This window comes from uncultured Cetobacterium sp. (genome assembly GCF_947072685.1).
GTDB lineage: Bacteria > Fusobacteriota > Fusobacteriia > Fusobacteriales > Fusobacteriaceae > Cetobacterium_A.
On the sequence record NZ_CAMTIK010000013.1, the window covers coordinates 42722 to 55039 of the forward strand.

The 12318-nt window shown below is 30.5% G+C and carries 12 protein-coding genes; all 12 read right to left on the minus strand.

Annotated features, from left to right (window positions below; translation table 11 throughout):
* Window positions 1–71: 71 nt before the first annotated feature.
* The 12 genes from dnaN to Q0V67_RS06335 all read right to left on the minus strand — a co-directional run bounded on the left by dnaN (window position 72) and on the right by Q0V67_RS06335 (window position 12239).
* Window positions 72–1193, minus strand: coding sequence for a DNA polymerase III subunit beta (dnaN, locus tag Q0V67_RS06280; RefSeq protein WP_297598080.1), 1122 nt, complete (start codon window positions 1191–1193; stop codon window positions 72–74).
* Window positions 1194–1208: 15 nt separating this feature from the next.
* Window positions 1209–2033, minus strand: a complete 825-nt coding sequence (locus tag Q0V67_RS06285; protein ID WP_297598081.1) for a sigma-70 family RNA polymerase sigma factor — start codon at window positions 2031–2033, stop codon at window positions 1209–1211.
* 149 nt (window positions 2034–2182) lie between these two features.
* On the minus strand, window positions 2183–3184 hold the full coding sequence (locus tag Q0V67_RS06290) for an NAD(P)H-dependent glycerol-3-phosphate dehydrogenase (protein ID WP_297598082.1): 1002 nt from the start codon (window positions 3182–3184) through the stop codon (window positions 2183–2185).
* 13 nt (window positions 3185–3197) lie between these two features.
* Window positions 3198–3803, minus strand: a complete 606-nt coding sequence (gene plsY, locus Q0V67_RS06295; RefSeq protein ID WP_297598083.1) for a glycerol-3-phosphate 1-O-acyltransferase PlsY — start codon at window positions 3801–3803, stop codon at window positions 3198–3200.
* A gap of 8 nt (window positions 3804–3811) precedes the next feature.
* Window positions 3812–5173: a 23S rRNA (uracil(1939)-C(5))-methyltransferase RlmD gene (gene rlmD, locus Q0V67_RS06300; RefSeq protein ID WP_297598084.1), complete on the minus strand. Its 1362-nt coding sequence runs from the start codon at window positions 5171–5173 to the stop codon at window positions 3812–3814.
* 17 nt (window positions 5174–5190) lie between these two features.
* Window positions 5191–5463 carry a hypothetical protein gene (locus Q0V67_RS06305; RefSeq protein WP_297598085.1) on the minus strand — a complete coding sequence of 91 codons (273 nt, stop codon included), beginning with the start codon at window positions 5461–5463 and terminating at the stop codon, window positions 5191–5193.
* A gap of 10 nt (window positions 5464–5473) precedes the next feature.
* Window positions 5474–6412 carry a 16S rRNA (cytosine(1402)-N(4))-methyltransferase RsmH gene (rsmH, locus tag Q0V67_RS06310; protein ID WP_297598086.1) on the minus strand — a complete coding sequence of 313 codons (939 nt, stop codon included), beginning with the start codon at window positions 6410–6412 and terminating at the stop codon, window positions 5474–5476.
* Between the two features lie 49 nt (window positions 6413–6461).
* On the minus strand, window positions 6462–6716 hold the full coding sequence (locus tag Q0V67_RS06315; RefSeq protein ID WP_297598087.1) for a YggT family protein: 255 nt from the start codon (window positions 6714–6716) through the stop codon (window positions 6462–6464).
* A gap of 10 nt (window positions 6717–6726) precedes the next feature.
* Window positions 6727–7296, minus strand: coding sequence for a CDP-diacylglycerol--glycerol-3-phosphate 3-phosphatidyltransferase (gene pgsA / locus Q0V67_RS06320; protein WP_297598088.1), 570 nt, complete (start codon window positions 7294–7296; stop codon window positions 6727–6729).
* Window positions 7297–7320: 24 nt separating this feature from the next.
* Window positions 7321–8661, minus strand: coding sequence for a 30S ribosomal protein S12 methylthiotransferase RimO (gene rimO, locus Q0V67_RS06325; protein WP_297598089.1), 1341 nt, complete (start codon window positions 8659–8661; stop codon window positions 7321–7323).
* 80 nt (window positions 8662–8741) lie between these two features.
* Entirely contained in the window at window positions 8742–10853 is a 2112-nt protein-coding gene (pnp, locus tag Q0V67_RS06330; RefSeq protein WP_297598090.1) for a polyribonucleotide nucleotidyltransferase, read from the minus strand.
* A gap of 162 nt (window positions 10854–11015) precedes the next feature.
* Window positions 11016–12239 (minus strand): FtsW/RodA/SpoVE family cell cycle protein, encoded by a 1224-nt coding sequence (locus tag Q0V67_RS06335; protein WP_297598091.1) that lies wholly within the window; start codon window positions 12237–12239, stop codon window positions 11016–11018.
* Window positions 12240–12318 lie beyond the last annotated feature (79 nt).

Genomic DNA, 12318 nt, shown 5'->3' on the forward strand with positions numbered 1-12318 from the left:
CCAAATTATACCACAAATAATTGTGTTTGCAAAATAAAAACTAGCTACACAGTGAGCTAGTTTTTAAGAATCTAATCTTTCAAAGCTAAAGGCATCACAATATAAGTATAATTATCTTCATACATATTTCTTGTCCTTACAGCACTATTTGATGTTGTAAACTCTAAGCAAATTGTATCTTTAGCGCTTGATTGAATAAATTCCAATAAAAACTTTACATTTAAAGATATTTTTAAGTTTTCACCACTATAATTCACTTTAGATATTTCCTTTGCTTTTGCTATTTCTCCTACCCCTTCAATGTCTAAAATATCTTTATCTAATGCAAATACTGCACCAAATTTAGATTCTGAATTATTTTTTACAAATATCTGAATTCTTTTTAACATTTTTTCGAAGGCAACTCTATTAATTTCAAGTTTTTTATTATATCCACTTGCTTCTAGTATTGTTTTATAATTTGGGAAAGGTAAGTCAATAACTCTACTTACTATAGATATCTTTCCTAATCTGAAATAAAGTTGTTTATTTTTTTGAGTGAATGCGATCTCCTCTTCATTCCCATTTCTTAATAACTTAGACATAGCATCTATTGTATTAATAGGTATACTAACTTTAAATACACCTTTATTTCCTATATATTCATTTTCTAAGTAAGTCAATCTATATGTATCCGTTGAGATAAACTTTATTTTTTCCTCTTCTATTTCAACCCTAATACAATTTATTGATAGATTATCACTTGACATCGATGCAGAAAATTTAACCTTATCAAAATTATCTGCTAAATCTAGCTTTTTTAATTTAAATTCAAACTCTTCATCTTCTATCTCTTCGTCTTGAATTCTTGGGAATTCTTCGGCATTCATAAGAGTAAACTCCGATGATGAATCTGGTGTCTCAATAGTTAAAATATCATCTTCAATATTTAAAACAATCATTTCATCTTTTATCTCTTTTAAATATTCCTCAACTAAATTGTGTTGGAAAACTGCCTTTCCTTCATTTACAATTTCACATTCCATCTCTGTAGATATTGTTAGTTCTAAATTTGTTCCACAAAACCATAGCTTCCCATTTCTAGTTTCTATAAAAACATAAGAGATAATTGGTCTAATTTTATTTTCATTAATTGCTTTTTCTACAATTTTTATTTTTTTTAAAAACTCTAACCTATTAACTTTTAAAATCAATTTTGCCTCCTTGTTTCAATAGTAATAGTTTCCTTTTAACAAGTCACTATAACGCATTCTTAATTTTTCTAAAGTTTTTTGTTCAATCTGTCTTACTCTTTCTCTCGTTATACTAAAACTTTGTCCTATATCTTCAAGTGTATGTATCTGATTTCCATCAAAACCAAATCTCATCTTTAAAATTTGTTTCTCTCGTTCATTCAATTTATTCAAAATCTCATTTATTTGCTCTGTACTTATATCCCTTATCAATTTATTTTCTAAATCATTGTGTACTTCGCTCGCAATTATATCTTCCAAACAAATGTCCTCTCCAATTGGAGAACTTAATGATATAGTTTCTTGAAATTCAAGCATTAATTCTTGAACTTTTTCAAGAGGATAACCTATCCCTTCAGATATTTCAAAAATACTTGGATAATCTCCCCTTGCCATAACACAATCCATTATAAACTTATTAGTTTTATTCAACAGATCATGTTTATATGATGGTATTCTAATCTCTCTACCTTTACTTATGATAGCCTTACTGATGGCCTGTTTTATCCACCAAACTGCATATGTAGAAAGTCTATATCCTTTTTCTATATCAAATTTTTCTATTGCATATATAAGACCAAAATTTCCTTCACTTATTAAATCAATAAAACTCATTCCTTTATTTCCATACTTTTTGGCTACATTAACTACCAATCTTAAATTACATACAATCAATCTTTCCCTTGCTTCAACGTCACCATTTTTAGCCCTTGTTAAAAGTTCAACTTCTTCATCTTTTCCTAACACTTCATACTCTTTTATGTCTTCTAAATAAAATGAAACTAAATCTCTTTCTGTCATATACACCCCATACCTTCATTAGTTGTCTTTTACTAAGTTGTGAATCTGTGTGTTGCTAATGTGTTGATTTTTTAATTTGATTTATGTTGTTAGATATAATATTCAATTGTCTTATAACCTTTTGTATAAATTTTATGTATAACTAATCTTTAATAAAATTCTTCTTTTAATTCTCTTGTCATCAACTCTTTTACTTTTTCCTTTGTGTCTGCTCCCTCGTATATTATCTGATAAATAGCTTCGACTATTGGCATACTTATCTTCAAGTCTAATTTCTTATTATATACAGCTTTTACTGTTGCTACACCTTCTGCAACCATAACCATACTATCTAAAATATCTTGAATTTTATCACCTTTACCTAGTCTCTCTCCTACGTATCTATTTCTACTATGTCTACTAGCACAAGTTACAACTAGGTCCCCAATCCCAGTTAGTCCTGAAAAAGTTAACTCATCGGCTCCCATAACTTTTCCAAATCTTATCATCTCTGCTATTCCTCTGGTTATTAAAGCAGCTTTTGCATTATCTCCATAACCTAGCCCATCAGCTATTCCTGCTCCTATTGCCAAACAATTCTTGACAGCTCCTCCAAGCTCAACTCCTGCCATGTCTTTACTTACATAAACTCTAAAGTTTTCCGTATTAAATAACTCTTGAACTTTTTTTGCATTTTCAAACTCTCCAGCTGCAACTATTGTTGTTGGCAATTCTTGCGCTACCTCTTCCGCATGTGTTGGTCCAGAAAGTACAATTATATTTTTATGATATTTTCCTTTTATTTCATCTTTTATTACATTCGATAGTGTTTCTCCAGTTAAAACTTCTAATCCTTTTGCAGTATTTATAAGAATCATTCTATCCTCTATTTGAGAGGATAGTCTAGTTATAACTCCTCTTAATACTTGAGATGGAACAGAAAATACTACGTATTTAACTCCCGCTAATAGTCCATCCACTTCAGATGTCACTGTCAATCTCTCTGGAAACTTTATTCCCGGAAGTAATCTGCTATTTTCTCTTTCTGTATTAAGTTTTTCAGCAATCTCCTTATTATGTTCCCACATAATAACTTCATGACCTTTTTTAGCTAAAACCATTCCTAAAGCCGTTCCCCAGCTACCTGCTCCTATTATAACTACTTTTTCCATTTAATTTATCTCCTTACTTTAAATTAAATTTGTTTTCTTTTCCATCCATAAGTCTAGCTATATTAGCTTTATGTTTATATATCACAAATATTCCAACAACTAGGGATATTACTACTAGTGGGATTCTTGTTGCGGAATCTCTCACTGGCATAAAAAACGCCAATATTGGTAATAATGCTGAGCAAATAACTGATCCTAAAGATATATATCTTGTTATTCCTACAGTAATTATAAAAACTAAAACTAATATTCCTATCACTTTTGGCATTAAAAAAAGAAAAACTCCTAAACTTGTTGCAACACCCTTTCCACCCTTAAATTGTAGAAAGAATGAGAATGTATGTCCTAAAATTGCGACTAAGCCTAGTAAAATTATTTCTACTCCACCAATTCCAAATATATTTGCTAAATATAGTGGAATATATCCTTTTAAAGCATCCATTATCAGAACCATTATACCATACTTTGGTCCTAAAATTCTATATGCATTTGTTGCTCCAGAATTTTTACTCCCATGTTCCCTGATATCTATATTTTTTGTTCCCTTCCCTAGCCAAACTCCGCAAGGTAATGCTCCAAATAAATATGCTATAACAATAAAAAATAAAAATTTTATCATAAATCCTCCTATTTTTTAACCAATCTACCTACAACTTCAATATGGCTTGTTTGTGGGAACATATCCACAGGTTTAACTCTTTTCAATTCATATCCTTCTTTTTCTAAAATTTCTATATCTCTTGCAAATGTTGATGGGTTACATGAGATATAAACAATCTCTTTTATTCCTATTTTCGATATATTCAAAAGACTCTCCTCATCTATTCCCTTTCTAGGTGGATCCAATATTATTGAGTCTATCTCTTCTTTTTTCATCAAATTCACTATCTCTTTATTCACATCTCCACAAATAAATTCAACATTTGATATATTATTTTCTTTAGCAGTTTTAATACCATCTTTAACCGCAGACTCAATTATTTCTATAGAGTAAACTTGCTTTGCCTTTTTACTTAAAATCATTCCGATAGTTCCTGTTCCTGCATAAGCATCAACTATATTTTTATTTTCGATATTTTCGAACATATTTATAGCCAGATCATATAATCTTCTTGTTTGAAGAAGATTTATTTGAAAAAATGATGTTGGTGAAATATTAAAGTGAATATTTGCAATACTCTCTTTTATAGTTTCTTCTCCAAAGAGAAGTATATTTTTATCACCAATGGCCACGTTTGTTCTTCGACTATTTAAAGATATATATACCGACGTTATCTCTTTAAATTTATTTTTTAACTCCAACAAAATATTTTTCAATTCTGAATCAACTCTTGTATCGTTAACTATCAAAACAAGCATTGCTTCGCCAAAAGAGTTCGTTCTTACCATTACGTGTCTCAACAATCCTCTGTGCTTTTTCTCATCATATACACTTATCTTGTTTTTATTCAACAACTCTTTTAACTCACTTATAAGCTTATTTCCTAAAACAGAATTTAACATGTTGTCTTCCACTTGAAATACATCATGACTTTTTCTTTTAAAAAATCCCGTGATAATTTCTTTTCCTTTTAACGAAAAAGGCTCTATTACCTTATTTCTATAATTTTTTTCAACAGGTGATTCAAAAGTATCCTCTATTAAAACATCTGAATTCTTTCCAATTCTTCTAACTACGTCTTCTACCATCTCTTTTTTATATTTCAATTGAGATTCATAGTTTAACATTCCAAAATCACAACCTTGAAAATCTTCAAATGTTATGTGAGATAGGTCTTTTATTCTTTCTGGCCCAGGAATTAAAATCTCTTTTATCAAAGCTCTACCATATGACTTTTTCAACGATATTATTTCTACTTTCAAAACATCTCCAGGTACAGACATTGGAACAAACATTGCAAACTCATTATTATAATATCCTAATCCTTCTCCACCATAAACAATTTTTTCTATTTTTACTTCGATAACTTGTCCTTTTTCTAATTTCATATTACTCTCCTATCTTTTTAAAAAGAGTTTTCATCAATTTTAAAGAAATTAATCTTTTCTGATATGATCATATTTTTATTTTTATTCATCTCTTTTTCTATTTTTCTCAGATCCATAAGTAAGTCATATTCATATATTCTCTTACTTTTTTCTTTTTCTAACTCTTTTACTTCTCTTTCTAGTTTTAGATTGTTCTTTTCTAAATAAGAGATTTCTCTTATAAGATATCCATAAAATGACCAGATTAAAATTATTCCAACTACTCCTAATAAAATATTTTTCCTGTTCATATATTTCTCCTTATAACTTTTCTATAACTCTTAATTTTGCTGAATGAGCTCTGTTATTAAACTCTAACTCTTGTTTTGAAGATATTATAGGTTTTCTATTTACAAGTTTTCCTTTCGGAACTTCATTACAAACACATATAGGTAACTCTTTCGGACACTTACATCCAGTACATAAATCTCTAAACATATTCTTTACTATTCTATCCTCTAGAGAATGGAATGTTATTATTGCTAAACGTCCACCTTTTTCTAATGAATTAAATGATTTTGTTATTGCATTTTTTAAAACATCTAATTCTCTATTTACCTCTATTCTTATAGCTTGAAAGACCTTTTTTGCTGGATGCTTTTCACTTCTAGGAGGGTATGCTTTTCTAATTACATCAACTAATTCTCCTGTAGTTTCAATAGGTTTTTCCTCTCTTCTTTGACAGATTAATCTAGCTATTTTTCTAGAGAATCTATCCTCTCCATATTCAAAAAATATTTTAACAAGTTCACCCTCTTCATAGTTATTAACTACTTCATATGCCGACAGTTCAGAACTTCTATTCATTCTCATATCTAATTTAGTGTCATATCTATAAGAAAACCCTCTTTCTGGATCATCCAATTGTGTTGACGAAACCCCAATATCCATTAAAATACCAGTTACTTTATCAGCACCTGCCATATAAAGAACAGTATCAATATTTTCAAAATTGTTTTTAAATACAGACCACTTCGACCCATATTTTCCCAATCTATTTTTAGCAAACTCTATAGCTTGTTCATCTTGGTCTATAGAGATCAGTCTTCCATTGTCTCCAATCTCTCTTAAGATTCCTTCAGAATGTCCTCCACCTCCAAGTGTACAATCTACATAAACTCCATCTTTATCTGTTATTAAATTTTCCAAAGTTTCATAATATAAAACCGGAATATGGTATTCACTCTCTAATTCGTGCATTTTGTTCCTCCTACAAAAAATAGAGAAGCCGGTGGCTTCTCTATTCTATTTATAATAAATAAAAAATAATATATCTTACAATTTTCAATGCAAAGTAAGCCAGTAGTGGTGATAAATCTATTCTACTATTTCCCAAAGGAATTAGTGTTCTAAATGGTTTTAAAATTGGTTCAGTTACACTATAAACGAAATTTGTAAAATCATTTCTCGAATATGGTGCTAACCAAGATATAACTATTCTTATTAAGATCAATATATTTATAATTTCAAATGTTAAATTTATAGCTCTATAAAATAAACCCATTGTCCACTCCTTAATCTTCCCCTAGGAAATAATGTTTTGCTTTCACTGAATATTCCCATCCTGACCAAACTGTTAAAATCACAGGTATTAAAGTCATATAAAAATAAATCTGCTTATATAATACTGCTTGCTCTGGAGTTTTTCCTAATCCTAAAAACAGCATTATCATAATTACTATCATTTGTGTCGTTGTTTTATATTTACCTAAAACACCTGCCGGAATAACCTCTCCTTTAGCTGCAGCTATCGTTCTAATACCACTTATTAAGAACTCTCTTGCTATTACAACTATTGACATCCAAGAAGGAATATAATCTAATTTAACAAAAATCACCAATGCCGATATCACAAGTATCTTATCCGCTAAAGGATCCATTATTTTCCCTAAGTCAGTTATTAAATTATATTTTCTAGCTATGTATCCATCCAACCAATCTGTCAGTGATGCAAAAATAAATATTCCAAAAGCGACTAGTCTATATAGATTATGATCTGTTGCAGTGGCTGATTCCTGTAAAAAATATATAAAAGGTACTGCTAATATTAATCTAGTTGCTGTAAGTTTATTTGGCAAATTCAAGATTGTCTCCTCCTTATTTTTACACTATTTAGCTTCGTTTTCTACAATTGCTCCTATATAATCATATTCAAAATTTTGTTCTATTTTTACTTTTACTATTTCACCTTGTTTAGCTGTCCCGTCATTAGTCAAAACTTTTCCGTCTATATCTAGAGCTTGTCCTCTCGTTCTTCCCTCTAACATAAACTCACTCTCTGAAGAGATTCCATCTATCATAACTTCTACAACTTTTCCTATCATAGCTTTATTTTTAATCTCAGCTATGCTCGCTTGTAAATTTGTTAACTCTGCCCATCTTCTTTCTTTAATTTCTTCAGGAACTTGATTTTCTAAGTCATGAGCTACAGTTCCTTCCTCTCTTGAATACTTGAATACACCAACATAATCAAATTTAAATTCTTCTACAAATTCTTTTAACTCTTCAAAGTTTTCTTCAGTTTCTCCTGGGAATCCAACAATCACTGTTGTTCTGATTGATGCTTCAGGAATTTCCGTTCTAATTTTATCTAAAATTGATTTTATGTGATCTCCTGATTTTGCTCTTGCCATATTTTGTAGAATATTTCCTGAAATATGTTGAATTGGTATATCAAAGTATTTACATACTTTTGGTTCATTTTTTATAACTTCAACTAATTCATCTGTCAGTGAATTAGGGAACATATAATATGCTCTTATCCACTCTATACCTTCTACTTTTGCTAGAGCTTTTAATAGATCAGGTAAAGCTTTTTTCTTATATAGATCTATTCCGTACTCTGTTGTTTCTTGAGCTAACAGATTTATCTCTCTAACTCCATTTGAAGCCAAAGCTTTAGCTTCTTCAACGATATCTTCTATAGTTCTACTTCTTAAATTTCCTCTTAGTTGTGGAATTATACAATAAGTACATCTTCTATTACAACCTTCGGCTATTTTTAGATAAGCTGTATGAGGATTTGTTGTCAATATTCTTTCTGTTCCTGCATCAGCTAAAAATTCAAAAGTTTCACACCTTACTATTTTTTCATCTTCTAAGATAGTATCAACTACCTCTTCAATTTTATGTATCTCTCCTGTTCCTATAACTGCGTCTATTTCTGGAATTTCCGCAATCAGTTCATCTGCATATCTTTGAGCTAAACAACCCGCAACAATTATTTTTTTTACATTTCCTGTATTTTTTTTCTCAACTACTTCTAATATAGCTTGAATAGATTCTTCCTTTGCATCTCCAATAAATCCACAAGTATTTATAAGAACTACATCTGCTTCTTCTAAATTATTAGTTATTTCAAATCCTTTTCTTGCTACCATCAAACCTATTAAATGCTCGCTATCAACTAAATTTTTGCTGCATCCTAAACTTATTAAACCTAATTTCATTTTTACCATCCTTTTTCTATGTTACCAATGGAAAATAACACAGAGGTTGAAGTCCTCTGTGTTATCCTCCTTAATTAAAATTATTCAGCTGCCATTTCCTGTAATAATTTTTTTCTACTTAAACTAATTTTTCCATTTTCAGTTGATATAACTTTCACTTCAAAAGTATCTCCAACCTTTAATACATCTTCTACATTAGCAACTCTTTCTAATGCAATTTCTGAAACATGTAAAAGTCCTTCTTTTCCTGGTAAAATTTCCATGAATGCTCCAAATTTAGCTATATTAACTACTTTTCCAGTATAAACTTCTCCAATTTCAACATCTTTAACATATCCATTTACTAGTTGAATTGTTTTCTCAAGAATATCTAATCCTTGGCAGAAGATAGCTACTTTTCCATCATCTTCGATGTCTATAGTTGCTCCTGTTGCTTCAATGATTCCTTTGATATTTTTTCCACCTGGTCCAATTAAAGCCGCAATCTTATCTTTTGGTATTGTCATTTGATGAATTCTTGGAACTGTTGGTCCTAATTCATTTGTTTGTGATATTGCTCCATTCATTACATCTAATATCTGAAGTCTAGCATCTAACGCTTGTCTAAGAGCTATTCTCATAACATTCTCATCTATTCCAGCTATTTTCATATCCATTTGTAATGCTGTTATTCCAGTTTTTGTTCCTGCTACCTTAAAGTCCATATCTCCTAAATGATCCTCAAGACCCATTATGTCTGTCAACACAACATAGTCGTCTCCCTCTTTTATAAGACCCATTGCAATTCCTGCAACATGCTCTTTTATAGGTACTCCTGCATGCATCAATGCTAATGATCCACCACAAACTGATGCTTGAGAAGATGATCCATTAGATTCAGTTATCTCAGATACTAATCTTATTGTATATGGGAAATCATCTGTTGAAGGCATTACATAACTAAGTGCTCTTTCAGCTAACGATCCATGCCCTAGCTCTCTTCTTCCAGGAGCTCCCATTCTTCCACACTCTCCTACTGAATATGGCGGGAAGTTGTAATGTAGATAGAACTTTTTATAGAACGATTCATCTAATCCATCTATTAATTGCTCATCCTCTTTAGTTCCTAATGTAGCAACAACTATAGCCTGAGTTTCTCCTCTTGTAAACATTGCTGATCCGTGAACTATTGGTAACACTCCTACTTCAGCGTCTAGTTGTCTAATTTCTGTTGTCGCTCTTCCATCAACTCTATGCTTATTATATAAAATAGCATCTCTCACTAATTGTTTCATTAGGTCATGGTAATACTTTGCAAATTCAGCTACAACATTAGAAGGAACCTCTTCTTCACCGAAATTCTCATTTACAAATGTTTCAAATAAAGTTTCCTCCAAAGTATCTATTGCCTCTTGTCTTGCATGCTTTCCTATTGTTAGCACAGCTTCCTTCAAATTAGCTTTTCCATTTTCATCAATAAAGTTTTTAACTATAGGCATAACCTCTGGAGCTTCAAACTTTATTTTCTCTTTTCCTACTAACTCTTGAAATTCTTTTTGGAATTGACATAATTTTTTAATATTTTCGTGAGCAAACATAATTGCTTTTAACATTGTTTCTTCATCTAGTTCTCTAGATCCTGCCTCAACCATGTTTATAGCATCCACAGTTCCTGCCACTGTTAAATCTAAATCACTCTCTTCCAATTGTTCTGGAGTTGGATTTAATATAAATTCCCCTTTTATTAAACCTACAACTACTCCTGCTACTGGTCCCATAAATGGAATATCAGATATTGTCAACGCTACAGATGATCCTACAATCCCCATAAAATCAGGAGTACATACCCCATCATAAGAAAGTGTTGTATTTACAACTTGAACATCATATTTAAACCCTTCTGGAAACATTGGTCTTATTGGTCTATCTATCAATCTTGCTATTAGTGTAGCATTAGTTGATGGTCTAGACTCTCTTTTATTGAATCCTCCTGGGAATTTTCCTGCTGCATAATATTTCTCCACATAATCAACTGTTAATGGGAAAAAATCTATCCCTGTTCTAGGGGCTTTACTTCTATTTACCGTACTTAGTAATATTGTATCTCCATACTGAATCATAACCGCACCATTTGATTGTCTAGCTACTTTTCCAGTCTTTAGAGTTAATTGTCTTCCGCCAATTTCTAAGCTTAAACTTACTTCATTGAACATTTAACGTCCTCCTTTTAAATTCATAGAGGATAAATATCGCAAATAATAAGGAACTAAAACTAAAATTTATTTAGCCTTAATCTCTTACTACTTACCTTATATTTATCCCCTTTATTTTCATATTAAAGTATATCATTTTTAGTACTAAAAATCAAAATATATTTACTCTGTATTAATATTGTGAATTATTCCTAAAGCTATTCCCATAGTCACCATTGCACTTCCACCATAACTAAAAAATGGCATTGGTAAACCAAAAACAGGTAACAACCCCACAGCCACAAAAATATTTATAATAACTTGTGTTATTATCTGTGCCCCCATACCTATAGCTAAATATTTTCCAAAATAATTCTTACTTTCTCTACCAGTAATAACAATTAAATGATACAACATATAAAATAAAGCAATAACAAAAACCATTCCTAAAATTCCAAATTCTTCACCAAAAGTCGCCATAATGAAGTCTGTATGAATTTCTGGTAAATAACTATATTTTTGAACTCCATTAGCATAGCCTTTTCCAAAAAAACCACCACTTCCAAAAGCGTATACTGATTGTTTTACCTGATATCCGAATTCATCTGAATAATTTCCGAAAAACAAACCATCTATATAACTTTTTATTCTCATTATTTTATATGAAGCTGTTTCGATAGAAGAGTATTTATAAATATATGCTATACCCACACTTCCCAGAAGAAGTGCCAAAGATCCTACTCTAAGAATCCATTTAGTTTCAAATTTTGTCATAAATATCATAAATATCCAAATAGCTAAATAATGGATTGCTGTTCCCATATCTTTTTGAGCAAGTATTAAAGCTCCATAAACAAGTAAATAAATAGATGCATTTATTAGAATTGTCCCCTCTTTAAAATCTCTATCTTCTGCTTTCGCTAAACAGTTTGCAAGGTTTATAACAAACGCACATTTTAGTATCTCAGCTGGCTGTATAGATATACTCCCTAACGAAATCCATCCATAGGCTCCATTTATTTGTGGAATAAATGGTAATCCTATCTTCCCACCAATATACATTCCTAATAAAATAAAAATACTTATAAAAAATACTCCTATATTTACTTTCCTATTACTTAACACCTTATAATTCAAAGGAAATCTCTTAATTTTCCCTAAATTCCCTATCATAAGATATAAAAAAAAGAAGGCTAATATATATATAAAGTGTTTTTTTATATTTTCTGGCTTCATATAAAAAGCAGCACTGATCATATTTATGGTACTCAAGACCATTAAAATCACTGTTATAAACAATATTGACATTCTTCTTTTTTTAAATCTTATCGATTTTTGATTTGATTTTTCTTGTTGTTTTTCTAAGTTTTCTTGAAAAAATTTTCCTGTCGTATTTTTCACCTTCATAATCAATCTCCCCATTGAATAAACTTTACAAAAAATAAAAAAATGGCGCTTCTTGCTGGGCTCGAACCAGCGACAACAC

Coding starts and splice junctions, on each gene's coding strand:
- Q0V67_RS06285 (WP_297598081.1), bottom strand. CDS start 2,033: ATGACAGAAAGAGATTTAGTTTCATTTTATTTAGAAGACATAAAAGAG.
- Q0V67_RS06290 (WP_297598082.1), bottom strand. CDS start 3,184: ATGGAAAAAGTAGTTATAATAGGAGCAGGTAGCTGGGGAACGGCTTTA.
- plsY (WP_297598083.1), bottom strand. CDS start 3,803: ATGATAAAATTTTTATTTTTTATTGTTATAGCATATTTATTTGGAGCA.
- rlmD (WP_297598084.1), bottom strand. CDS start 5,173: ATGAAATTAGAAAAAGGACAAGTTATCGAAGTAAAAATAGAAAAAATT.
- Q0V67_RS06305 (WP_297598085.1), bottom strand. CDS start 5,463: ATGAACAGGAAAAATATTTTATTAGGAGTAGTTGGAATAATTTTAATC.
- rsmH (WP_297598086.1), bottom strand. CDS start 6,412: ATGCACGAATTAGAGAGTGAATACCATATTCCGGTTTTATATTATGAA.
- Q0V67_RS06315 (WP_297598087.1), bottom strand. CDS start 6,716: ATGGGTTTATTTTATAGAGCTATAAATTTAACATTTGAAATTATAAAT.
- rimO (WP_297598089.1), bottom strand. CDS start 8,661: ATGAAATTAGGTTTAATAAGTTTAGGATGCAGCAAAAATTTAGTTGAT.
- pnp (WP_297598090.1), bottom strand. CDS start 10,853: ATGTTCAATGAAGTAAGTTTAAGCTTAGAAATTGGCGGAAGACAATTA.
- Q0V67_RS06335 (WP_297598091.1), bottom strand. CDS start 12,239: ATGAAGGTGAAAAATACGACAGGAAAATTTTTTCAAGAAAACTTAGAA.